Raw genomic sequence first — 23,884 nt, forward strand, 5'->3', positions numbered from 1 at the left:
GCCCATGAACAGCAATGGCCGTCTACAGGCCGTCGGGTTCGGTGCGGCTGGGGTGATTGATACGTCGCCGCATCGCGGGGAGGTGGTTGGCGAGCAGGGCGATACCGAGCATGTCGACGAGGGCGAGGGCCGCCATCGGTATCCAGGTGGCGGCCGGTCCACGGGCGAGAAGCATGGTCATGAGCGCGGGCGTGACCACGTCACCGATGCTGAAGGCCATCTGGGACAGCGAGTTGTACCGGCCGCGACTCGACGCGGTGGCACAGTCGTTGACGATGGGCGACACGATCAGGCTCTGGATCAGTTCGCCGACGGTCACCAGGACGACCGCGGCGAGAGCGCAGCAGATACCGAGTGCCGACGGCACGTACGCACAGCACAGCACCGCGACGAAGGCACCGCCGACGATGGCCTGCGATGCCATCAGGCTGCTCCATCGCCGATGCCCGGTGAGCGCGGCGCCCACGGGCGTGGCACCCACCGCGCCGAGTACGGCGTTGACCGCGAGGACGGTGCCGGGTATCCACGGCGGCAAGTGCACCGTGTTGACGAGGAAGACGGGAACGGCGAGGCCGAAGGCGAGCGAGAGCAGGGCGAGTCCGAAGTTGAGACCGACGAACCCGAGGAAGGGCCGGTCCCGAAGCGTGTTCGCCCAGCCGCCCTTGGCGGTCGTGGCGCTGACGGCGACGGCATGAGCGCTACCTGAGGAGGAGTCGAGCCGTGTCAGGATCGCCGCGACGGTGAACGACAGGGCGTTGACGGCAACGATCGTGATGTATCCGTCCACCCCGCCGATCGCGACAGCCAGGCTCGCGCCGAGAGCGCCGACGCCGAGTCCCGCATGGCGCAGCGTGGTGATCAGGGCGAACCAGGATTCCTGCTGCTTTCCCTCGGCGACGTCATGCACCAGGGCCGGGTAGGCCACCCAGAACGCCGAGTTGCCGAGCTGTACGACGACCGCGGCGATGAGCAGATGGCCGAAGGACCCCACGAACAGGTAGTTGAAGAACCCGACGGCCTGGGTGAGATTGGAGACGATCACCGTGCTACGGGCGCCGAACCGATCACAGAACATCCCGGCGCCCGCGGTCGCCGGAATGCGGACCAACGCGGCGATGGACAAGGCCAGTCCGACCCTGCCGAGGGTCAGATCGGTCGTCGCGGTGAAATAGAGGATCGAGAACGGCAGAAAGAGGCCGGTGCCCAGGGCATCGATGGACAGCGCGGAAAACAGGCGGCGGTGGCCACGAGCGTCCGGAAGCCATGCGCGCACAGCAGAGCCCTTTCGGGGACGTCCCAGCCGCACCACGTCTCATGCGACCCCACCCCGAAAAGGGCAAGACGAGCAACATATGAAGTGCCTGAACAGCGTGTCAAGCCTACGGACGCAGGCGGTGCGACCCCGAGGCGGACCGCACCGCTCCGGCGGCCGACACACCGCCGCGACGGTTCGCGCAGGTCAGGTGCCGATCGCTTGGGGATAGCTGAAGAAGTCGGTCGGATCGTACGTCCGATTCACTCGGACCAGCCGGTCGTAATTCGCGTCGTAATAGGCCCGCCGCCAGTCCTTCAGGGTCGGATCCGGGAAATTCTGATAGGACTGCGGCGGGGGAGTGTCACCGAAAAGGCTCTGGTAGAACTCGCTGAGCCAGTGAAGATTCGCCGTGGCGACGCGTGGCGGATCGTAATCCGCCCAGGAGGTCTCGGCGGCGAGGATGAAGACTGCGTTTCGGTGGACGAACGCCGTCGCGTCCGGCGGCACTTGGTTGATCTCGCCGCCGAGGGCGAACAGGGCGAACCCGGCCCCGTCCTCGTTGTCGCTGCCGGGCCACTCCAGCAGCCGCTCGGCAGCGGCACCGATCTGCTCATCGGTCAGGAGCGTCCGGGAGGTCAGAACCGCCGACTTGGCGGCGAACTGTTGCACCGGCGTGGTCGCGCTCAGCAGCTCGCTCGCCTGCCCCGGAGTGACCTCGCGGACGGACGCCCTGTTGCGGGCGCGCTCCTCCGCCGTGCCGATGGCGAGCAGCGGGGCCAGGATGGCGCGCAACTCCTCGAGGTCACCGTAGTACTGGCCGATGGCATTGACGCCCGCGTTGGCGTGGATCTGGTCCCTGGTGAGCCCGTGGGTCCCCATGCCGACGCGGAGATGGAATCGCTTGTCGTCCAGGGTGTCCACGGCGATCTGTTGCGCGGCGGCGAGCACCGGCAGTACCGAGTCCGGGCTCCAGCGCAACTCGTAGAAGCCCACGTCGCCCTGGAACCGCTCGTACTGGAACGTAAAGGAGGTGTTGACACCGAAGTTGTTCCCCGCCCCGCCGCGACAGCCCCAGAACAGATCGGGGTGCGAGTCCTCGCCGGCCTGCACCACGCGGCCGTCGGCGAGTACCACGGTCGTCGAGACCAGCCGGTCACAGGTCAGGCCGAACATCTTGTCGCTGAAGCCGATACCGCCGCCGAGCACCAGCCCCGCCACCCCGACCGTGGGGCAGCGGCCGGTCGGCACGAACATGCCGCGGTCCTCCAGCATCGGGTGCAGGTCGCCGTTGGTGACGCCGGCTCCCACGGTAAGGGTGCCCGCGCCGTGAACGACCCTCATCCGCCCGTAGGTCCGGGTCCGGGAGCGGGCACCCGGCAGCGGGGTGGAGACGATGCTTTTCATCCGGGCCATGTTGAGCAGCAGACCCGTGGTGGCGGAGTACCCGGCGTAGTTGTGGCCCAGCCCGGAACGAGGGACGGCGGGCAGTCCCACCGCGCGGGCCCAGCGGACCGCCGCACGGACATCCCTGGTCGTCGCGCACGCCACAATCCCCGCGGGGCGGATCCCGGCGTACCGGTGGTTGAACGGAAGCGCCAGTGGGGGGTAGCCGGAATCGCCCGGCCGATAGAGCGTGGAACGCGACGACAGCGCCTGAGCCAGCAGTTCCCAGTCCCGTTCGCCGACCCGCTCCGCCACCTCGGTGAGGGGCGCGGCAGCGGCGGGCGATGACGGCAAGCCCGCCACCTCCGTGCCCAGAACACCGGCCGTGCCCGCTCGCAGTAGGTTCCGCCTGTTGATCAACGTGGCTGCCCTCGCAAGAAGTGCTCCGGAGACGCGATCGTCTCCCTCCCTCGCAGAGTCAACCGGCCGTCGATCGGCACAGCCGCGAAACCGATTCCCGCCCACGGGGCCGCAACCCGAAAGAAGGCCGACCTGCCGCTATATGCCCCAGCCCGGTATGACGAACAGCGCGCGCCTACCCCGTCCGCCCCGCCTCGGCCAGCTCGCCGTCGATGGCGCCCTGTGCGATGCGGGCCGCCATCATCGCGTGCCGGTGGCGACCCTTCGTGCATCTCCTGCTTGCTCAGTCGACGGCCTTCAAGTCGCCCAGCACGGAGCCGAGTTCGAAGTCGGCCGACGTCAGCACGGCTTCGAGCGACCGGCCCCGGCCCAGCAGGCGCGTGAGGTGCTGGACCGCTCCCGCGCCGGGCGGGGTGCCGATGCCGACTTCGGGCTGGGCCAGGACGGCGTTCTCCCGGGAGGCGAAGCGCATATCGCGGGCGAGAAGAAACTCGCTGCCCGCCCCCCGGTGTCCGGCCGCGCAGCTTGGCGATGGTGACGGCCGGGATCTCGCTGAGCCTGCGGAACAGCATCCCGGGGGAGGCGTCGCCCGGACCTCCGGCATCGGGCCACCGCACGGCCGACGCGGCCATCTCCCCGCACGCAGTCACACCTCCGTGTGAGCGAGTGCTCCGGTTGGCGGAAGTCGCAGGCCGGAGCACTCATTCGGCGGTGGTCGGGCGCGACCCTGATCGGATTCGAGGTGGCAGGCTTCCCGGGGCGTGGCCCGCACCACGCTCCCATCGGGAAGGCGGTACCGGATGCGTGGCCTCGAAGTCATCGTGGTGGTGCTCGCTGCGGTGCTGACCATGAGCTGGCTGGCTCGCCGCCTACGCTGGAACGAGCCGGTCATGCTGGTGGCGGGCGGCTGCCTGATCGGCCTGATCCCCGACTTCCGCGGGCTGGCCCTGCCGCCCGAGGTGGTCCTGCTGCTGTTCCTGCCCCCGCTGCTCTACTGGGAGTCGCTGACCACCTCGCTCCGGGAGATCCGGACGAACGTGCGCGGCATCGTGCTGCTCGCGACCGGTCTGGTGCTGGCCACCGCCGCCGCCGTGGCCTCGGTGGGGCATGCGCTGGGCCTGTCCTGGCCACTGGCCTTTGTCCTCGGTGCCGTCGTCGCCCCCACGGACGCCATCGCCGTGGCGACGGTCGCCCGCGGGCTGCCCCGCCGGATCCGGACCATCCTCCGGGCCGAGAGCCTGATCAACGACGGCACCGCGCTCACCCTCTACGCCGTGGTGATCGGTGTCGCCGTCGAGGGGCTGGCCGTCACCTGGACGGACACCACCGTGCGATTCCTGCTCGCCTACGCGGGCGGTGCCGCGATCGGCTGCGGATGCGCGGCCGTCGTCGTGGCTCTGCGCAGGCGGTTGCGTGACCGCAGGGTGGAAAACGCCTTGGGCGTGCTCACCCCGTTCGCCACCTATCTGCCCGCACAAGTGCTCGGCGTCTCCGGCGTCCTGGCGGTGGTCATCTGCGGTCTCATCCTCAGCCAGGCGGGCCCCAAGGTGATCAGCGCGAGCTCCAGAGTGCAGATCATCTCCTTTTGGGAGGTGAGCACCTCCCTCCTCAACAGCGCCCTCTTCGTCCTGGTCGGCGTCCAGACGCCCGCCATCGTCAGCGCGATCGGCTCCGTCTCCCCGGGACACGCGGTCATCACCGCCTCGCTGGTCAGCGGCGTAGTCATCGCCACCCGACTGCTGTGGCTGTACTCGGTGCCCTACATCATCCGCGCCGTCGACCGCCGCCCGGTCCAGCGCACGCTGCGCTACGGCGCCCGGCAGAGGTTCCCGGTCGCCTGGAGCGGGGTACGCGGTGCCGTCTCGCTCGCGGCCGCGCTCGCCGTCCCGACCGCCACCACCGCGGGCCGGCCGCTCGCGGGACACGGCCTGCTGGTCTTCACCGCCGTAACCGTCATCCTGGTCACGCTCGTCCTCCAGGGGACGACGATGCCCGCGGTGATCCGCTGGTCCGGACTGCACGGCGATCCCGACGAGACCACCGAGGAACGCCGCGCCCATCGCCAGATCATCGCCGCCGCGCTGGAGGCCCTTCCCGGCCACGCCGAGCGTCTGAAAACGCCGCCGGAGATCGCCGACGCCATTCTGAGCGAACTGCGCCAGTACGCCGCCGAAAAGGCGGGACCACCGGACACCGACGACACCGGTGTGCGGGCCGGGCTCGAACTGCGCCGCGCCCTGATCGGCGTCGAACGCAGCGCCCTGATCCGCCTGCGGGACCAGCGCAGCATCGACGACATCGTTCTGCGCCGGCTGCAGTCGCTGCTGGACACCGAGGAGATCAGGATCGAGCTGGCCCTGCGTGCCTTCACCGGTCGGCCGCCGTAGCCGCCGGCGGCCGGACCGTTTGCTCAGTACGACGACGGCTTGTCACACCGCCACGTTGCCGACGACCTCCGGGATCTTCAACAGGTTGCCGGTGTCACCGGTGTGCAGGAAGGCCACGTTGCTGCCCGGCTCGACTCGGCCCGATCGGACGTGATCGAGCAGACCTGCGAAGCCCTTCGCGGTGTAGACGGGGCCGAGGAAGACGCCGTCGGCCGTCGCGAGTTCCCTGATGGCGGCGACGCCTTCGGGCGAGGGCACCGCGTAGTCCTCGCCGATGAACCGTTCGTCCACGTCGATCTCGGCGCGGATGACCTCGTCGGTGGGCACCGGGACGCCCAGGAGCTCGAGGATGTGCCGCGCGCGCTCGACGATCACCTCGACGTTCATCCAGCCGCCCGGCTGGTAGCCGCAGATCGCGATGGAGCGGAACCGCACGGGATGGCCCGTCATCAGCTTCGCCGCGATCAGCCCCGGCAGGGCGGTCCCGGTGCCCGCGGTGTGGTAGACGTAATCGAGGCCGACCCCATGGGTCTCGGCCTGCTCGATCACGTGAGTTCGCCGTGCCGGTTCTCGTCGCGGGTGAGGTAGAGGATGGGGGTCAGTCCGGCGACCCGGCAGGCGGTGGCGAACGGCATCCCGGAGTTGGTCAGGTAGACGCCCTGGCTGATCACGTGGGTGACGCCCTCTCGCAGTGCCTGGCCGATGATGAACTCGGCGAGGCGGGTCTTGCTTCCGCTGAGGGTGCCCGGCCCGGCCATGTCCTCACGCTTCAGGAAGAAGTTGACGCCGTGGGTGGCGGACAGGTTGATCGAACGACGACCCGTCCGGCACACCGCCGCCGGACTGGTCCTGCTGGAGGCGCAGGGTTCGGTACGCACCGCGATGACCCGGGCTGCCGCCGAGTTGGCCGCCCTGGACGCCGGGCTCGCGGGCGCGGTGCGGCTGAGCGCCTTCGTCTCCGCGGCAGGCAGCATCGTTCCCCGGGCGCTCGCTCGCTTCCGCGTGACCCCTCCGCGAGTGGACGTCACGCTATGCACCGGACACTGATCGACCGGGACCCCGTCCTGGTCGCACTGCCCACGCAGCACCCGTTGGCGCAGAGCCCGTCGTTGAGCCTGGCCGATCTGGCCGACGAGGCGTGGATCGGCACTCCCGTCACCGGCGCCCAGCTCGACCTGCTCGCCGAACTGGCCCGGTCCACCGGCTTCACGTCACGGCTCGCGTTCGAGGGTGACCACTTCCGGACGGTGCTCGGCTGGTCGCGCACGGGCTCGGCATCGCCCTTCTTCCGGCCTTGGCCCTGACCGGCCCGGTGAACGGCATCGTGGCCCGGCCCATCACCGAGGAGCCGCTCGTTCGCTACCTGTACTCCTGCCGCGTGGACACGAGCCGGGTGCCGACCATCGTCGCCCGGCTGGAGACCTGCCTGGCGGCGACCGCGGCTGACCTGCGGGCGAGCGGCTAGCCCGGTGGCCGGGCCGTGGCGGTGCCGGGACGGACGTCCGATGGTCCGATGCCTCATCGCTTCATCCGCCCACGGATCGCGAGGGCGGCGAGGCCGAGGAGGACCGGCTCCGAGAAGCGGGATGCCATCTCGATGTACCCGCCGGCTACCGTCAGGTCCTGTCCGCCGGAGCGGAACACGGTCGAGTTGAGCGTCACCTCCAGAGCCTTCTCAAGGCGTTTGCCGGTGAACCGGTCGCCGGTGGGGTTCTCCGGGTCCTCCTTGTCGATCTCGAAGGTGACCTTGCCGCCCGGGGGCGGCACCGTGGCCGTCGCCTCCTGCTTCGGGGAACCCTGGGGCAGGCCGAAGCCTGTCAGCAGCACGATGGTGAGAAGCATCGAGGCAGCGAGCCACCCGAGCGCGCGTGAGGCACGCAGACCGTAGCCGGACAGCAGCCAGTACGCCTGGAGCAGCCAGCGGTCCGCCTCACTCCACGTACGGCTGTGGCGGCGCATCTCCATCTCGCCGTAGTAGAAGTCGGCGGCTCCCGGTTCGTCGCGGGCGTCCTCGCGGGCCTTGCGCAACTGCCGGTAGGTATCGGCGAGGGCGGCCGGGTACGGGGCCGGTTCCGGGGTCTGCCAGCCCCTCCACCACGCCTCTTCGACGATGACATGCCGTCGGGTCCAGCGTCGGCCGCGGGGCGGTTCGGCGAAGACCCAGGAGCCCTCGATCTGCAATTGGTCGAGGTGATGGGTTCCCGCGAAGACACACCGTGACAGGTCGACGTCGAAGAGGAGCAGCATGGACGCGTCGACGCCGGAGAGCGAGGTGACCGAGGGGCGCTGGTCGGGCGCGGTCGGGTAGGCCGGGATACCGGAGTGCGCCACATGGTGTTCCATCGACGTCAGGGTGCATCGCTCGGCAAGACGGGCGCGCGTGAGGTCGACGGACGCGCCACTCGCCTTGAGGGTGACCGGTGCCTCGAACCAGGCCCCGGTGAAGTCGGCGTGTTCGGCGACGACTTGGGCGACCGTAGGCCTGGTGATGTGGCTCTCTCTCAGGTTCAGCAGCCGTACGCCGTGAGCCCCCATGAACCAGGGACCGGTCGCGAACGACGCACCGCGGAAGACCAGGTGCCCGGCCGGGGTTGTGCCGTCGGCCGGGCACCGCACCTCGTCGAAGTTGGCGAGCGCGTGGAATTCGGCCCCGTCGAACCGGGCCGCCGAACCGAATATCGCGCCGGCGAACACGGCGTCCTGCCTGAACGTCGCCTCCCTGAACCACGCTCCCTTGTCGAAGCACACCATGTTGAAGTGGGCGGCGCCGGTGAAGACCGCCTTGTCGAACCGAGCCCGTCCACAGCGCGGCCGCTCCTCGCCAGGCCGGCACAGCGCGTCCAACAGTTCGTCCAGCAACTCACCGCTGATCTCGGTGCCTCGCGCGTCGATGTCGTCCCCGGGCGTCAGGGTCGCGAGGTGGGCGTGGCGCTCCTCTTGGCCCAGGTGTCCGAGGCACCGCTGGAATCCGCCGATCCTGATGCCCGTGCATCCGACCGGCTCGTCCCCTGTGGCCCCGTCACCGCAGTGGGTCCAATCCGGGGCAGTGATATCCATGGAGGCCATCCCACCAGCGAGGAGGGGCCGTGCGCAGCCAATTCACGGGGGTCTGTGCAGCCGGTCGGGCATCCGAACGGCGGGGTGGCGGCGCGCGTGGCGCAGATGGCGGGGCGCGAGGCGGTCCCAGGGCAGCCACGCCTGGCGGGTCGCGATCCACACCAGTGTGGGGAAGGCAGGCCGCCACTGCCCATATCACCGCGTTGACTTTGCCGCCCGATGTGCTCGGCAGGATCCCGAGAAGCGTGTCCAACCGACCGCTGGCGGCGTATGCGGTCTACGTCTGGCGGGTTGCCCGCGCCGCGCCTCGCGCCGGGGGCCGCCCCGCAAGTGTGCGGAAGCGGCCCCTGAGCCTCGTGTACGTCGGCGGGGGAGGGAGACAGGAGTGAACTCCGCGCCCTCTCGGCCCCGTTACTCCTCGTCCGCTTCGGCAGCCGGGCGGGGACCGCCGAAGCCGTGCGCGGAGAGGTCGAACCAGTTGCCCTCCGGGTCCATGGCCCGATACTCGGCGAAGGGGCGGTTGGTGAAGCGCTCGGCGGGCTTGTCGGCGCCGGCGGCGACCAGAGCGGCGGAGGTCTCGGATGTGTCGGCCACGTGGAATCCGAAGTGGTTCATGCCCACGGGGGTGTCGCCGTCGAGTTGATGCTTGATCAGGGCGAGGCTGAGATACCCGTCGGAGAGGAAGCAGCTGCCATCGGGGTCCCGGTGGAAGAGCTCCATGCCGAAGATCTCGCTGTAGAACTCGGCCAGCTTCTCGGGGTCACGGGCCACGATGGCCAGATGCCGCAGCTTGGGCCTGTCCGGGGTGGGCGCGTCAGACATGGGCAATTCCTTCGGTTCTCGGAACTCGGTGGAGTGGCCGGTCGGTCGTGGTCATCGCCTCACACCGCCACCACGGCGTTGGTCCGTATCCGCAGCGGCAGTTCGGCGCACGGCTGATGAGGGTTCGCGGGTGGGGGCGGCGCCCAGGCGGCGAGGGCGTGGTACATGACATCGCCGCGACGTTCCAGGTAGCAGATGAGGTTGACGGGCCAGCCGGTGTTGCCGAAGACATGCTGATCCATCGGGGTGGGGCGCTCACTGAGGATGAGTTTCCGCTCCTCCGGCGGACCTATGCGATGCCAGTCGGGGTGCATATGCACGGACCCCAGGATCTCCAGACCGTCGGCCTCGGCCTCGCGCGAGGCCCTCAGCAGGTCGTGGGAGTCGATCCACCAGCCACGTGTCTCGTTCTCGTACGCCGGGCCGAAGAGCGGCACGATCGACTCGGTGAACTCACGGCGCGCGGCCGGGTCGGTGGTACGGGCATTGCGGCCGAACGCGACGCGCTCGACGGTGAATGTCGCATGGTCCGCCGAACCTACGAGGAGGGCGAAGCACGGCAGTGGTGTTTCGGAGGTGATGCGTTGGTATTCACCGACGGCCACCTCGAGGAATTCATCGAGCGCCTGATCCTCTATCAGGACCGTACAACCTTCACCTAAATGCGTCGCGCGCATGTCAACCACCTCTTGGCGTGGATGTCTAATGCGGTGGGGGAGCGGAGCCGTCGTACTGTATCCCGGTATTCTTGAAGTCTCAAACGGCATCCGCGCCTTCATCCCTGCCTTCGTCCCCGCCCTCAGGGATCGGCCCTGACCGGCCCCGGGGGATGGCCACGTGTCACACCGCTACCGGTTGCACGACGGAGCCGCCCACCTCGCCACTCATCGCATCCATCACGGCGCGGAACCGCGCTCCGCGCCGCCCCCGCCCCGAAGCTCAGCCGTCTTCGGTGACCAGGGTGTAACGCACGGTCTGGGCCTGGATGAGGCCGTCACGGAAGACGAAGGTGTCGACTCCGTCCTCCACTCGCGCATGGGCGGTGGCGGCCGACCATTCGAGAAAGAGCACATCATCCGCGAACTGAGGCTTCAAGTCCCATGCGGCGTCCGGAAGATCGCCGAGCAAGGTGCCGATGCCCTGCTTCACTCCGTCGCGTCCCCGCAGCACGCCGGAAGGAGTGACGAAGACCGCGTCTTCCGCGTAGTTGGCGCTGATCTCGTCCAAGTCTCCTGAGCCGAGCGCTTGGCCGTGGTCGTGGAAGATCTGTTCGGGTGTCCGGGTCATCGCTGCAACCATTCCGTTCTCAGGTATGTGATGCGCTCTCCTCCCGGTCGGTGGGAAAGCGCGCCGCCCACTGGGCGTGGCTCCGAAAAAAATAATTGCATACGCCGTTCATTGCAAGCGCCGTCTATTTCGGGGTGTCGGTGTCTGGCGTCCGGACGCCGGTCACGGCTTCTCCTCGCGCTCTTCCCGTGCCGCGCGCGCCCAAGGGCTCCGGGCCTCGCCTCCTCTCTGAGGGGCCGCGGGGGGTGCACGGTACGATTCAGACCATGTCAACACTCCGGCTCTCGACGACGTCGTACGTGGTTCTCGGGATGATCGCGATGCGTGGCCCGTCCACCCCCTACGACCTCAAGCGTGCGATCGGCCGGTCTGTGGGCTACTTCTGGAACTTCCCGCACGCTCAGCTCTATGCGGAACCCAAGAGGCTTCAGGAGGCAGGGCTCCTGGATGTGCGTGAGGAGGACACCGGGCGGCGGCGCAAGATCTACACGATCACCGAGGCGGGCGACGACGCGCTGCGGGGCTGGCTGGCCGAACCGGTCAAGGAGCACTTCGAGCTGCGCGACATCGCGGAGATCAAGCTGTTCTTCAACGAGTTGGCGGAGCCGGACGACGTGGCGCGCCTCGCCCGGGACCAGATCGAGCAGCACGAGCGGCGCATCGCGGAGTACGAGGAGATGCGGCGCCGTTACGGCGGGATCGAAGAGGTTTCCAGCCGGATGGTCACCCTCGAGCTCGGCCTCGGCATGGAATACGCCGCGCGCGACTTCTGGCGCGGTGTCCAGGCGCGCGTCGAACGTGGTGAGTTCTCGTCCGTGAAGGGGCGGCCGATGGCCCGGTAGGGCCATCACGCGCTGACGCGCCAACCACTCTCGCCGCCCTTCGCGGCCTCCGTACGCCGCATCATCCCTTGGCTGCCGGCCGCAGGCCACTACACGCTGGGCGGTTGCGTCACTCGCGCGTGCGACGCGCGACGCCGTCACCCGGGCCCCGATGTGCCGTGACCGCCGCTTCCGGAGCGAGCATCGCACCGCGAAATGCCCCCGAAGGCTGGGCCGGCCGGCTCCGCGCCACTTCCTTGCGCACGTGCCCGGAGGGGCGGGGTGCGCCGTCGTCGTCCGGACCGTTGACACGTCCCCCAGGTCGGCGTAGCTTCCAACTCCAACCTCCAATAGTCTGAATCATACGGTGCGCATAGCACCGTACGATTCGCAGCTTCTGCCGAACGCTGGCAGGCGCGTGTGGAACGGAGAGGACCGCGATGGATCTGAGCACGGTTCTGCGCTGGACAGCCGAGCGCTATCCGCATCGCCGGGCGATCGGCGGCAGGACCCCCATGACGTACAGAGAGTGGGACGCCCACACCAATCGGCTGGCTCGGGCGATGGCCGAGCTCGGTGTCCGTCCGGGGGAACGGGTGGTGCTGCTGAGCAGCGGAGGCGAGCCGCTGGCCAGCCTCCATCTGGCGGCGCAGAAGCTGGGTGCCGCCTCCGTCCCCCTGTCCTTCCGCTTCGGCGCTTCGGAACTCGCCTACTGCATATCCGACGCGGAGTCGGCGCTGGTGATCGCGGACGACTCCACCTCGGCCGTCGCACAGGAGGCACTCGGTGCCATCGAGGCGGTGCCGTGGATCCGCTCGGGAGACCCGGGCGAGGCGACGATCGAACGCCTGGCGCGCACCCAGCCGGACGGACCGCTCGACGTCCAGGTGTCCGAGCAGGACATCAGCGTCATGCTCTACACCTCGGGGACCACGGGCAGGCCCAAGGGTGTGCCACGCACGCACAGCGCCGAGTACCACGCCTCGGTCGCCCACCTGCTGCAGAGCGGACAGTCACTCTTCGACACGACGCTCGGCGTGATGCCGCTGTTCCACACCATGGGGCTGCGCACGCTGATCTCCACCGTCGTCGCCGCGGGCACCTGGGTTCCCCAGGCGAAGTTCGACGCCGAGGAGATGCTCGGCCTCATCGCCGACGAGGAGATCAGCTCGCTCTACCTGGTGCCCACGATCTACTGGTCGCTGTTGCGCACGGGCCGCCTGGAGCAAGCCACATCCGTACGCAAGCTGGCCTATGCCGGCGCTGCGATGACTCCGAGGCTGGTGGAGCAGTTGGTGGACACGCTGCGGCCGGAGTCCTTCGTCAACCACTTCGGCAGCACTGAGATCTACACCTTCACCATCGGGGCCGACGTCATCGGGAAGCCGGGATGTGCGGGCCGGGCCGGGATCTTCTCCCGGGTCCGCCTGGTGGAGCCGGTTCCGGACGCCTCGCCCGACGCCGAGGTGGCACCGGGCGAGCAGGGGCAGATCGCCGTCTCCATGCGGAACCCGGACGCCTTCGCCGGCTACTGGCGCCGGCCCGACGCGAACGCCAAGTCGATTCGCGGTGGCTGGTACTTCCCCGGTGACCTCGCCGTCGCCGACGAGGACGGCGACCTGTGGGTCACCGGACGCGTCGATGACATGATCAACTCTGGCGGCGAGAACCTCTATCCGGACGAGATCGAGGACAAGCTGATCGGCTGTCCGGTGATCAGCGAAGTCGTCGTCGTCGGGCTTCCCGACGACCGTTGGGGACAGGCCGCCACCGCCTTCTTCGTCCCCGAGAGCGGGACGACCCCCGACCACGCGCTGGCGGAGCTGCACTCCTATGTGCGCGAGGGCTCCGGACTGCCGTCCCTCAAACGCCCCAAGCGGCTCATCGCCGTCGAAGAAATCCCGAAGTCGGGCGCCGGCAAGATCCTCCGCCGCCGGCTGAGCTCCGGCGACTACCACTCGCTGGCCGACAGCGACACCGCGACAGACAGGTGAACCACGTGACCGCGACCATGGGACGGACGGGCCCGCCGACCGCACGGATCGAGGACCCCGCGCTGCTCACCGGCCGAGGCCGCTTCCTCGACGATCTCGACCCGCTGCCGGGCACACTGACCGCCGCGGTCGTCCGGAGCCCGCACCCTCACGCCCGCATCCGCGGTGTGAATCTCGAACGGGCGCGGCGGCACCCCGGTGTGGCCGCCGTGATCGGTCCCGATGAGGTCACCGCGACATTGCGGCCGTTCCCGCTCTCCCTCAAGACGCCCATGCCGTACTACCCGACGGGCACCGACAAGGTCCGATTCGTCGGTGAACCGGTCGCCGTGGTGGTGGCGGGGGACCGCTACCTCGCGGAGGACGCCGCCGAACTCGTCGAGATCGACTACGACCCGCTGCCCCCGGTGGTCGACGTCGAAAAGGCGCTCCTGCCCGACGCCCCGCGACTGCACGAGGGCGCCGACAGCAATGTGGCGACGGATCGTACCTTCGAATTCGGTGATGTGGACGGCTGCTTCGCCACCGCCCACCACGTGGTGAAGGGCAAGTACACCTTCCCGCGGTACTCCTCGACCCCGATGGAGTGCTACGCGGTCATCGCGCAATGGCAGGACGAGGCCGACGGACCGGCCGTTCAGGCGTGGGCGAACTTCCACGGCCCGTTCTCCATGGTTCCGGTGCTGGCGGGGGCGCTGGGCGTACCCGCCTCCCGCGTCCGGCTGATGATCCCGTCCGACAACGGCGGCAGCTTCGGCATCAAGGCCGGCATCTACCCCTACGTGGCCCTGATGGCGCTGGCCAGCAAGCACGCCGGCCGCCCGGTGCGCTGGACCGAGGACCGCATCGAGCACATGCTCGCCAGCTCCGCCGGATCCGACCGCGTGATGTGGTTCGAAGCGGCGGTCTCAGCAGACGGCAAGGTGCGGGCGCTCAGCGCGGACCTGGTGGACAACGTCGGCGCGTATCTCCGCCCGCCGGAGCCCAGCACGCTGTACCGCTGCTTCGGCAACATCACCGGCGCGTACACGATCGACGCCGTGCGGATCCGCTCCCGCGCGGTCGTGACCAACAAGACACCCACCGGACTCAACCGTGGATTCGGCGGTCAGCAGCTGTACTTCGGCCTGGAACGGCTGATGGACAAGATTGCCGGGGTCTGCGGTCTGGACCCGGTCGAACTGCGGCAGCGCAACTTCGTCGGCAGTGAGGCATTCCCCTACGCCACTCCGACCGGCGGCATCTACGACTCGGGCGACTACCAGCGCGCCATGGACATGCTGCTGAAGAACGCCGACTACCAGGCGCTGCGGGAACAGCAGCGTGCGGCGCGTGAGCGCGGTGAATACTACGGCATCGGCGTCGCCACCATCGTCGACCCGTCGGCGACCAACATCGGCTATGTGAGCCTGGCCACCCCGGCCGAGCAGCGCACGGCGGGGCGCGGCAAGTCCGGCTCCACCGAGCACGTGCGCGTCAGCGTCGACCTCAACGGCATCGTGTCCGTCCTGCTGGGCACCGTGCCACAGGGACAGGGGCACGCCACGGTGGCACAGGCCGTGGTCGCCGAACAGCTCGGGCTGCCGCTGGATCAGGTCCGTCCGGTGGTCGAGATGGACACCGCCACCACCCCCTGGACAGTGACCTCCGGTAGCTATTCGTCGCGGTTCGCCCCTTTGCTGACCAGCGCACTGGTCGAAGCCAGTGAAAAACTCGCAGAGACCGTCAAGGTCGCCGGCGCCACCTTGCTGGACGTCCGTCCGGACGAGGTGGAACTCGCCGACGGCCACATCCGGGTCCGGGACGAGCCCGAGCGGGCGGCGCTGTTCCGGCACGCGGCCGGGCTGGTCCACTGGGACCCCGGTGCGCTGCCCGAGGGCACCACCGCGCGGCTGTACGAGGAGGCCGCCTTCACGCCTCCTCAGTCGAAGGCCGCAAGCAGAAGTGATCAGATCAACTCGAGCCTGTGTTACGGATTCGTCGCCGAGCTCGTCACCGTACGCATCGACGCCGAGACCCGGCAGCTCCGGCTCGACCAGGTGGTGACCGTCCACGACCCGGGCACCATCCTCAACCACACGCTCCTCGAAGGCCAGATCCACGGCGCGCTCGCACACGCCATAGGCGGCTCGATGTTCGAGGAGATGCGCTACACCGACGCCGGGCAACCGACGGCGACCTTCATGGACTATCTCTGCCCCACCACGGCGGAGACGCGGTACGCGCTCAACAGCGACCACCTCGAGACGCCCTCCCCGCTCACCCGCCTCGGCGCGAAGGGGTGCGGCGAGGGCAGCAGCATGAGCCTTCCCGCCGCGATCGCCAGCGCGGTCGCCGACGCGCTAGCTCCGGCGGGTGTGGACATCACCACCCTCCCCCTCCACGGCAACGTACTCAACGAGCTGCTCAACGGCAGTGACAGCGAAAGGGACCTGTGACATGGCACTGACCGGAGGCCAGATCAGGCTGGACCGCGGCCACGACGGACGTGTCGCCTACCTGACCCTCGATCATGGCAAGTACAACATCGTCACCATGGAGACCCGCCAGGTGATGGCCGACCGCTTCGCCGAGGTCGACGCGGACCAGGACATCCAGGCCGTGGTCATCCGGGCCGAGGGCGAGCACTTCACCTCGGGTGGCGACATCGCCGGCTTCATGGAGGTGGAGCCTGCCGACCTCACCGACCTGGGTCAGGACATCACGGCTCCGTCCCGCAGCCCGAAGCCGGTCATCACCGCGGTCGACGGCTACTGCTTCGGTGTCGGTTTCGAGCTCGCGCTGTCCACGGACATCCGTATCGCCACCGAGCGCAGCCAGTTCGCCCTTCCGGAGATGCGCCTGGGCATGATTCCCGGCTCCGGCGGCACCCAGCGCCTCGCCCGGCTCATCGGTCTCTCCCGTGCCAAGTACCACGTCATGACGGCCACCCGCATCACGGCGCGGCAGGCCGGGGACTGGGGCCTGGTGTCGGCCGTGGTGCCCGATCGCGTGGCGCTTGACGCGGAGGTCGAGCGGGTGCTGAAGACCATGCTGGGCTACTCGCCACTGGCCTTGCGCACCGCCAAGGAGGTCCTCGACAAGGGGGTCGACGCACCGCTCTACTCCGGGATCGAGCTGGAGCGCAAGGCGTACGCGATGCTGCGGTCGAGCCACGACTTCGCCGAGGGCGTCGCCGCGTTCGGCGAGAAGCGTGCCCCGAAGTTCCAGGGCCGGTGATCTGATCCATGAAAGCCGCACCGTTCGCCTACGTTCGTCCCCCACGTCTGTCCGACGCGATCGCCGAGCTGGCGGAGACCCGCGGGGGCGGCAAGGTCATCGCGGGTGGGCAGTCGCTGGCACCGGTGCTCGCCATGCGGCTCGCCCGCCCCGACACGCTGATCGACATCAACTCCATCGGAGAACTCGGGGCGCTGACCCGCTCCGGATCGGCGCTGCACATCGGCGCGGTCGTACGGCAGCGCCGTGTGGAGCGGGACCCGCTCAGCGGAAGTGTTCCCTTGCTGCGCCTGGCGCTGCCCTGGGTGGGCCACCGCGAACTGCGCAGCCGGGGGACGGTGTGCGGCAGCCTCGCCCACGCCGACCCGGCCGCCGAGCTGCCCGCCGTGGCCTGCTGCCTCGACGCGGAGTTGACGCTGACCGGGCCGAGCGGCCACCGGCGCGTGTCCGCCCGGGAGTTCTTCCACGGCGCGATGACCACCGCGCTGACCCCCGACGAGATCCTCACCTCCGTACGGCTGCCCGTGGCCGCCGAGCGGGAGGGGTTCGGATTCGCCGAAATCGCCCGACGCCATGGCGACTTCGCGCTCGCGGGCGTCGCCGTGCGGGTACGTCTGCGCGCCGGCCGTCCGGAGGCGACGCTGACCGCGTTCGGCGTGTCCGACCGGCCGGTCACCCGTGACGTCTCCGAGCAGCTCGCCGCCGCGGTCACCGACAGCGGCGACGCGCCCGCGGACCGGCTCAAGGGGCCGCTCTCCGCTGTCGCCGACGAGATCGTCGACACCGACGGCGACATCCACGCATCCAGGGACTACCGGCGCCGGCTGCTTCTCGCCCTGGCCGGCCGGGAGCTGTCCAAGGCTTACGAGCGCGCCCGCGACGGCGCCGAGGAGGTGGCCACGTGACCGTCAACGAAGCCGTGCCCCGCGGTGAGGGGGTGCCCTTCACACCGCGCCCGGTGAAGGCGGGCGCGGACGATCCGGTCGAGGTCCGCATGACCGTCAACGGGACGCCCACGGCGCTCAGCCTCCCGGCGCGGGTCACCCTCGCCGACGCGCTGCGTGACCACCTCGGCCTCACCGGTACGCATGTCGGCTGCGAGCACGGAGTCTGCGGTATGTGCACCGTGCTCGTCGGCGGCGAGGCCGCCCGCGCCTGTCTGCTGTTCGCCGTGCAGCTGGACGGGGCGGACATCGTCACCGTCGAGGGCCTGGGACGACCCGACGCCCTGCACCCGCTGCAGGAGTCGTTCGGGCGTCACCACGCCCTGCAATGTGGCTTCTGCACCCCCGGATTCCTGATGAGCTCCTACGACCTGCTGACCAACCAGCCGGACGTCACCGAGGAGGAACTGCCGGAGGAGCTGTCGGGCGTCATCTGCCGCTGCACCGGGTACCGGAACATCCTCACCGCGGTGGACGAGACCCGGCGCGCACACCCCGAGGGCGTCCCCGCGCCGGGCAACTGCGGGCGCACGGCGCTCGTCGGCCGTGCCGGGCAGGGCGCGGACGCGTCCGACGGCCCGGACGAGACCGAGAACGCGGCGTCGTCGGGCACCCAGGACATCGTGCTGCCGGGCGGCGATCCCACGATCGCGGTGCGGATCACCACGGGGATCGACCTGCCCGAGGACAGGGTCTGGGGCGTTCTCGACGACATCCACCTGCTGGCGCGTTGTCTGCCGGGCGCGGAACTCACCGATGACTACGGCCATGGCCACTACGCGGGCCGGGCCCGGGTCTCCGTGGGACCGGTCAAACTGACGTTCAACGGGGTGGCGCAGATCCTCGAACACGACCGTGCGGCCGGTCGGCTGCGGGCCATCGCGCAAGGGCAGGACACCGGTGGAGCGCAGACACAGGCGGACATCACCCTGACCACCGAGGCCACGGAGACCGGCACCGCCATGCACGCCGACGCCAAGGTCTATCTCACCGGCCGCATCGCCCAGTTCGGGCGCGCTCTCGCCGGTGACGTCAGCCGTCGGATGTTCGAGCAGTTCGCCGACGCCGTCACCGAAGCGGCGGCATCCGGGCAGGCCCCGTCCGGCCCGGTGAAGGCCCCCAGCGCCTTGAGCCTGGTGTTCGCCCCCCTGCTCGACCGCGTCAAGCGGCTGCTGCGCAGGGGCGGAAGGCGTCGGCGCGGCGGCCGCGAGAAGGAGCGTTAGGACCCAGGTGTTACGACTCACCGGCTTGGGACGGGGGCGAGGCCGGCCGGGCCCCCGAGCCGGTGCCGTTCCGTGCACTCCTCCGCGGCACGGGCAAGAAGGTCCTCGCGCTGAACATCGCCGTCGCGGCTGGTGGCGGGGCGCGGTACTACCTGACATCGGGCTTCCTGCCCACCCTGCTCAGTGAGATCGTGCCCGTCGGCGAGAGCCTGCGCGGGACGATCCTGCTGGTCTGCGGCCTGGCTGTGGTGGTCGCGGCGATCGGTGCGGGGGAGCTGAGCGAGCGGCTCGGCGAGCCGTAGGACCATGCTGGGATTCGGGCTGCACCCTGCTCAGTCCTGATCTCGCCCATGTTCCTTCGCGGCTGGTGTTCTTCCTGGCCGGATCGAGCCTCGTTTTCGTCGTCGCGCTCATCGCCGTCCCGGGGACCCGGGGCTCGGTGTCCTTCGGCCGACGGCAGGAACGGGTCGGAAACCGTGATGGCGGGGCCGTTGACAGGGTCTGAAATCTCGCCTAGCGTCCAAAATCTTGAACAGATGGTATGAAGCATACGGTCCGTTGAGCATCGTTGCCGCGATGCGGGGCCACCTGTCGGGAGAGGGTCGACGATGACCGGCACATTCCACGCACGCATCCCCTATGAGTCGCTGGACCCGCTGACCATCGGCGTCATGGACGACGAAAGCAACGTCCGCCGCGAAGAACTCGAACTCGACATCCCGAGCGCAACCTGCTCGCGGCGATCTACCCCGACGAACCCCCCGCGGTGCCGAACACCACCGACGAGGCGCGGCGCGCACTGGCCAACCCGGTGGCGGGGCCGAGTCTCGCGCAGTTGCTCGAGGGCGGCCGGAGCATCACGGTCATCATCGACAACCAGTTCCGGCCCACACCTGCCTCGAAGATCCTTCCGGCGGTACTCGACGAGATCGAACGGGCGGGCACGACCAAGGCCACCGTCATCACCGGCAACGGCAAGGTCATTTCGATGTCGCGGCGCGACATCGAGCAGAAGGTCGGCCGGGACAACCTCGCGCGCATGGCCCGGCTGGGCATCCCGCTGCTCCAGAACGATCCCCTCAACTACGACGTCTACACCCACCTCGGCGTCACCTCGCGGGGCACACCCGCATGGGTGCATGAGTCCGTGACCAGCCACGACGTGGTGATCGCGATCGGACAGGCACAGGCCAACCACTGGGGCTACGGCGGAGGCGGCAAGCTGGTCATGCCGGGAGTGTGCGCCGACATCACCATCGAGGCCAATCACGGCAACTTCGTGATGTCGCCCCAGACGCACTACGGGGCGCTGGCCGGGCCGATGCGCTCGGACATCGACGAGATCGCCACGATGGCCGGGCTCACCGCGACCCTGGACGTCCTGCTCGACACCCGCGGCAAGGTGATCGAGATGAACTTCGGGGCACATCCGGTGTCGCACCGCAGGACCATCGAGCGGTTCAACGAGATCTACGCCTTCGACAGCCCGGTCGCCGAAAGCGGCCCGGCCGACATCGTCATCTGCGGGGTGTTCGCGCCCACCGACCATCTGTTCTTCCACACCGGCTGGGGCTGCATGTCCGCCGACCATGTGGTGCGCGACGGCGGCACCGTCATCTACACCAGTCCCTCGCCCGGTGTGCGGACCGAGACGGGCTTCTTCCCCGGGCTGGCCCTGATGGATCTGATGAAGCCCTACATGCCGCCTTCCGAGGCCGGATACCACCGGTTGCTCAAGGACATCCACGCCCGTGAGATCCAGATGTGGGCCGGCTGCATCTGGGCCCCGATCTACGAGGTCATGGTGCGCAAGCACCTGACCCTGGTCACCCTCGAGGAGAACCTCGCCATGGCGGCCGACATCGGCATCGACGCCACCACCTCGCTGGATGTGGCGTTCGCCGCGGCCATGGAGCGCCATGGCCCCGACGCCAAGGTGGCCATCCTGCCCTTCGCCCGGTATCAGTTGCCCCGCGAACTGGTCCGACTGGACGCCCAGCCCCTGCGTTTCCCGCAAGAGGCGCTGCGGTGAGTGTGGACGGGCCACCCCGGCCACCGGTCCGGGGGTCGACCACCATCACGGAACTGATCAGGCGGCATCCTGACGGCTCCGCGACGCGGTTGCTGTCCGCCATCGGAGTGGGCTGTGTCTACTGCGGTGGAGCTCCGCGGGAGCCGATCACCCTGGCCGCCCGCCGGCACGGCCGTGACCCGGGGGCGTTTTTGCGGGTATGCCAGGCGCTCGACGACGGGTGGCCGTCGGATGAGTTGATAGCCGCCGCGAAGGCGAAGAAACCCAAGGAGGGCTGACCGTGCACACCACCACCCCGCTGGAGGCCCTGACCGAGCGCATCGGCGCCGTCGGCAGTGCCGTCGTCGCCTTCTCGGGCGGCGTCGACTCGTCGCTGGTCGCGGCGGTGGCGGCGCGAGCGCTGGGGCCACGGGCGCTGGCCGTGACGGCCGTGTCGTCCGCGCTGGCCACCGGCGAGCTCGAGGAGGCGCGTGCGGTGGCCGCCTCGGTCGGTATCGCCCACGAAGTCGTCGACACCGCCGAGCTGGCCCGCGAGGGTTACCGCCGCAACGACCGTTTCCGCTGCTACCACTGCAAGTCCGAACTCTACGACCGGCTGGATGAACTCGCCGTGCGGCGTGGCTACGCCGCGGTGCTGTCCGGCGCGAACGCCGACGACGTCGGCGACTGGCGCCCGGGGCTTCGCGCCGCGGCCGAGCGCGGTGTACGGCATCCCCTGCTGGAGGCCGGTCTCGGCAAGGAAGCCGTCCGGGCGCTGGCCCGCGACCTGGCCGTGCCCACCGCCGAGAAACCGGCCTCCCCCTGCCTGGCCTCCCGCCTTCCGTACGGCACGGCCGTCAGCGTTCCCGTGCTCGCGCAGGTCGACAGGGCGGAGCTGGCGCTCAAGCGGCTCGGCTACCGGGTTCTGCGAGTGCGGCACCACGGGCTCCTCGGCAGGGTGCAGCTGGCCGCCGAAGAACTCGTGCGGGTGGGCGATCCCGGGGAGCGCGCCGCGGTGGTGGCGGCCGTCCGGGCCGCCGGCTACGACCAGGTGGAAATCGACGAACAGCCCTTCCGCTCCGGTTCGTTGAACCTGCCGATCACTCCCGTGGAGCGAAGCCGGTGAGCGGGGCGGTCGGAGTCGACGAGTACGCCCGGCTCGATGTGGACCGCAGGACGCGGACGGGCGTCCCGGAGGTGGTCTTCGGTACGGGCAAGCCGCCCGAGCAGACGCTACGGCTGCTGGCCGAGCTGCGGGCTCATGACCGCACCGGCCCGGCTCTGGCGACCCGCTGCCCGGAAGCGGTTCTCGACGCCGCGGCCGAGGCGTTTCCCGGCGAGGTGGTGAGCGTCGACCGGACGGCCGCGACGGTCACCGTCGGGGAGCCGCCACCACCGACGGGGCAAGCCCTGGTCCTGACCGCGGGGACGACCGACCTGCCGGTGGCCCGCGAATGCCTGGTCACGCTGACGGCATTGGGCGTGGGCGCCGAGGTGGTGGCCGACGTCGGAGTGGCCGGACTCCACCGGCTGCTGGCGAAGCTGGACGACGTGCGCGCCGCGGACTGTCTCGTCGTCGTGGCGGGAATGGACGGAGCCCTGCCGAGCGTGGTCGCCGGGCTTGTCGCGGCCCCGGTCGTCGGTGTGCCGACCAGTGTCGGGTACGGCGTGGCCGCCGGGGGCGTCGCCGCCGCCGCGACCATGCTGTCGTCCTGCAGCCCTGGGCTGGCCGTGGTCAACATCGACAATGGCTTCGGCGCTGCCGTGCATGTGGCGAAGATCCTCAAAGTGGCGTGCCGTGGCTGAGCGAGCCTGCTGGATCGACGCCACGTCCGGGCTGGCCGGCGACATGCTGATGGCCGCCCTCCTCGACGCGGGCGCGGCCCATGACCGGGTCGCCGCCGCGGTAGCGTCGCTCGGTCTCGGCGTCGTCGTACACGCGGAACCCGACCGGCGCGGCGGATTCAGGTGTCTGCGCGCCCAGGTCCGCGTTCCCGCGGGACCTCCGGTGCACCGGCACCTGGACGACGTCCTGGCGCTGGTCGAGGCGGCGGAGCTGGGCCCGGACGCGAAGAGCTACGCCCGGCGGGTGTTCGACGTGCTCGCTCACGCCGAAGGCGGCGTGCACGGAACCGCCCCCACCGCGGTGCACTTCCACGAGGTGGGGGCGCTGGACGCGCTGGCCGACGTCGTGGGCTGCGCGGCGGCGCTGGACGACCTCGGGCTGCTCACCGGAAGCCCCGTGGTGACCACCTCGCCACTGGCGTCCGGAAGTGGCACTGTGCGCGCCGAGCACGGCCGGCTGCCGGTGCCCACCCCGGCCGTGTTGGGCATCGCCGCGCGAGCGGGCCTGCCGCTGACCGAGGGAGACCTGGAGGGGGAACGCACCACCCCCACCGGGGCGGCCCTGGTCGCGGCGCTCGCCCGGCCCGGGGTGTTTCCCGCCATGACGGTCCGGAGAGTCGGCATCGGCGGCGGTTCCCGGGACCCCGCCGACCGCCCCAACATCACCCGGGTCGTCCTGGGCACCGCCCAGGAGACCGTACGCCGGCCCTCCGGCGATGTGCTGGTGGTCGAAGCCACGATCGACGACCTGGATCCGCAGCTGTGGCCGTCGGTGCTCGCCGCGGTCCGGGCCGCCGGTGCCTGGGACTGCTGGACGAGCCCGATCACCGCCCGGCACGGCAGGCACGGGCAGGTCCTCACCGCCCTGTGCGACGAGAGCCTGCGGGGGGCGATCGTCGACACGGTGTTCCGCCACACCACCACCGTGGGCGTGCGCTGGTCGTCCTGGCAACGGGCCACCCTTCCCCGCCGGTCGGTGACCGTGGCCGTCGGACCGGAGGGGCGACGGCAGCGCATCAGCGTCAAGGTGTCCGAAGTCGGAGACGGGAGCCGTACGGTCAAACCGGAGCTTTCCGATGTGGAATCGGCGGCCGAAGCCCTGGATCTGCCGCTGCGTGTGGTGGTGGATCAGCTGATGACCGAGTTCCAGCGCCAGGACCCGTGAAACCGGTCCGGGGAGGGGCGCCGTCGCCGCCTGCCAAGCCGACCCCTCTCC

The 23,884-nt window shown here is 69.8% G+C and carries 22 protein-coding genes and 1 pseudogene; 14 read left to right on the top strand and 9 right to left on the bottom strand.

Annotated features, from left to right (window positions below):
- Positions 1-22: 22 nt before the first annotated feature.
- From BLV72_RS36640 to BLV72_RS51225, 3 genes are all read right to left on the bottom strand, one after another.
- Entirely contained in the window at positions 23-1,273 is a 1,251-nt protein-coding gene (locus BLV72_RS36640) for an MFS transporter (protein WP_167746460.1), read from the bottom strand.
- Between the two features lie 186 nt (positions 1,274-1,459).
- The gene (locus tag BLV72_RS36645; protein WP_244321189.1) at positions 1,460-3,001 is read right to left on the bottom strand and encodes an FAD-binding oxidoreductase; all 1,542 of its coding nucleotides are present in this window, start codon (positions 2,999-3,001) and stop codon (positions 1,460-1,462) included.
- A 340-nt stretch (positions 3,002-3,341) separates the two neighbouring features.
- On the bottom strand, positions 3,342-3,662 hold the full coding sequence (locus BLV72_RS51225; protein ID WP_280143031.1) for an enoyl-CoA hydratase-related protein: 321 nt from the start codon (positions 3,660-3,662) through the stop codon (positions 3,342-3,344).
- A gap of 196 nt (positions 3,663-3,858) precedes the next feature.
- On the opposite strand from BLV72_RS51225, the gene BLV72_RS36655 reads away from it, so the two are divergent.
- A complete protein-coding gene (locus BLV72_RS36655; RefSeq protein ID WP_093467799.1) occupies positions 3,859-5,445 on the top strand; it encodes a Na+/H+ antiporter in 1,587 nt (528 codons plus the stop codon).
- Positions 5,446-5,487: 42 nt separating this feature from the next.
- On the opposite strand, the gene BLV72_RS36660 is transcribed toward BLV72_RS36655, so the two are convergent.
- The gene (locus tag BLV72_RS36660; protein WP_167746461.1) at positions 5,488-5,994 is read right to left on the bottom strand and encodes a pyridoxal-phosphate dependent enzyme; all 507 of its coding nucleotides are present in this window, start codon (positions 5,992-5,994) and stop codon (positions 5,488-5,490) included.
- Positions 5,991-6,419 carry a PALP domain-containing protein gene (locus BLV72_RS36665; RefSeq protein WP_093467802.1) on the bottom strand — a complete coding sequence of 143 codons (429 nt, stop codon included), beginning with the start codon at positions 6,417-6,419 and terminating at the stop codon, positions 5,991-5,993. Before BLV72_RS36665 ends, BLV72_RS36660 begins: the two co-directional genes overlap by 4 nt.
- Positions 6,420-6,476: 57 nt before the next feature.
- Between BLV72_RS36665 and BLV72_RS36670 the strand changes: the two genes are divergently transcribed.
- Together BLV72_RS36670 and BLV72_RS48280 are read left to right on the top strand one after the other, a co-directional pair.
- Positions 6,477-6,749 (top strand): LysR substrate-binding domain-containing protein, encoded by a 273-nt coding sequence (locus BLV72_RS36670; RefSeq protein WP_093467803.1) that lies wholly within the window; start codon positions 6,477-6,479, stop codon positions 6,747-6,749.
- Positions 6,740-6,910 carry a hypothetical protein gene (locus tag BLV72_RS48280; protein ID WP_167746462.1) on the top strand — a complete coding sequence of 57 codons (171 nt, stop codon included), beginning with the start codon at positions 6,740-6,742 and terminating at the stop codon, positions 6,908-6,910. The genes BLV72_RS36670 and BLV72_RS48280 overlap by 10 nt, the downstream gene beginning before the upstream one ends.
- Positions 6,911-6,963: 53 nt before the next feature.
- Here BLV72_RS48280 and BLV72_RS36675 read toward each other — a convergent pair whose 3' ends face one another.
- The 4 genes from BLV72_RS36675 to BLV72_RS36690 form a co-directional block, all read right to left on the bottom strand.
- On the bottom strand, positions 6,964-8,502 hold the full coding sequence (locus BLV72_RS36675) for a pentapeptide repeat-containing protein (protein ID WP_093470761.1): 1,539 nt from the start codon (positions 8,500-8,502) through the stop codon (positions 6,964-6,966).
- A gap of 411 nt (positions 8,503-8,913) precedes the next feature.
- Entirely contained in the window at positions 8,914-9,324 is a 411-nt protein-coding gene (locus BLV72_RS36680) for a VOC family protein (protein WP_244321190.1), read from the bottom strand.
- Positions 9,325-9,383: 59 nt separating this feature from the next.
- Entirely contained in the window at positions 9,384-10,001 is a 618-nt protein-coding gene (locus tag BLV72_RS36685; RefSeq protein ID WP_093467805.1) for an MPN domain-containing protein, read from the bottom strand.
- 262 nt (positions 10,002-10,263) lie between these two features.
- Positions 10,264-10,611, bottom strand: a complete 348-nt coding sequence (locus BLV72_RS36690; RefSeq protein WP_244321191.1) for a nuclear transport factor 2 family protein — start codon at positions 10,609-10,611, stop codon at positions 10,264-10,266.
- Between the two features lie 266 nt (positions 10,612-10,877).
- On the opposite strand from BLV72_RS36690, the gene BLV72_RS36695 reads away from it, so the two are divergent.
- The 11 genes and pseudogenes from BLV72_RS36695 to larC all read left to right on the top strand — a co-directional run bounded on the left by BLV72_RS36695 (position 10,878) and on the right by larC (position 23,833).
- Complete coding sequence (locus BLV72_RS36695) at positions 10,878-11,453, top strand: PadR family transcriptional regulator (protein WP_093467808.1); 576 nt, start codon at positions 10,878-10,880, stop codon at positions 11,451-11,453.
- Between the two features lie 419 nt (positions 11,454-11,872).
- Positions 11,873-13,426: a class I adenylate-forming enzyme family protein gene (locus BLV72_RS36700; protein ID WP_093467810.1), complete on the top strand. Its 1,554-nt coding sequence runs from the start codon at positions 11,873-11,875 to the stop codon at positions 13,424-13,426.
- Between the two features lie 5 nt (positions 13,427-13,431).
- Positions 13,432-15,864, top strand: a complete 2,433-nt coding sequence (locus BLV72_RS36705) for a xanthine dehydrogenase family protein molybdopterin-binding subunit (protein ID WP_208905846.1) — start codon at positions 13,432-13,434, stop codon at positions 15,862-15,864.
- 1 nt (position 15,865) lies between these two features.
- Positions 15,866-16,645, top strand: coding sequence for an enoyl-CoA hydratase/isomerase family protein (locus BLV72_RS36710; protein ID WP_093467811.1), 780 nt, complete (start codon positions 15,866-15,868; stop codon positions 16,643-16,645).
- An 8-nt stretch (positions 16,646-16,653) separates the two neighbouring features.
- Positions 16,654-17,550: an FAD binding domain-containing protein gene (locus BLV72_RS36715; RefSeq protein WP_093467813.1), complete on the top strand. Its 897-nt coding sequence runs from the start codon at positions 16,654-16,656 to the stop codon at positions 17,548-17,550.
- Positions 17,547-18,812, top strand: a complete 1,266-nt coding sequence (locus BLV72_RS36720; protein WP_093467815.1) for a 2Fe-2S iron-sulfur cluster-binding protein — start codon at positions 17,547-17,549, stop codon at positions 18,810-18,812. Before BLV72_RS36715 ends, BLV72_RS36720 begins: the two co-directional genes overlap by 4 nt.
- Before the next feature lie 62 nt (positions 18,813-18,874).
- On the top strand, positions 18,875-19,114 hold the full coding sequence (locus BLV72_RS48980; RefSeq protein ID WP_208905847.1) for a hypothetical protein: 240 nt from the start codon (positions 18,875-18,877) through the stop codon (positions 19,112-19,114).
- 422 nt (positions 19,115-19,536) lie between these two features.
- Positions 19,537-20,844, top strand: a pseudogene (locus tag BLV72_RS36730) (lactate racemase domain-containing protein); the annotation flags it as partial.
- Positions 20,845-21,124: 280 nt separating this feature from the next.
- Positions 21,125-21,949 carry an ATP-dependent sacrificial sulfur transferase LarE gene (larE, locus tag BLV72_RS36740; RefSeq protein ID WP_167746463.1) on the top strand — a complete coding sequence of 275 codons (825 nt, stop codon included), beginning with the start codon at positions 21,125-21,127 and terminating at the stop codon, positions 21,947-21,949.
- Entirely contained in the window at positions 21,946-22,629 is a 684-nt protein-coding gene (gene larB, locus BLV72_RS36745) for a nickel pincer cofactor biosynthesis protein LarB (protein WP_093467819.1), read from the top strand. The genes larE and larB overlap by 4 nt, the downstream gene beginning before the upstream one ends.
- Complete coding sequence (gene larC, locus BLV72_RS36750; RefSeq protein WP_244321193.1) at positions 22,622-23,833, top strand: nickel pincer cofactor biosynthesis protein LarC; 1,212 nt, start codon at positions 22,622-22,624, stop codon at positions 23,831-23,833. The genes larB and larC overlap by 8 nt, the downstream gene beginning before the upstream one ends.
- Positions 23,834-23,884: the final 51 nt, after the last annotated feature.

Source organism: Streptomyces melanosporofaciens, assembly GCF_900105695.1.
In the GTDB taxonomy this organism is placed as follows: Bacteria; Actinomycetota; Actinomycetes; order Streptomycetales; family Streptomycetaceae; genus Streptomyces; species Streptomyces antimycoticus.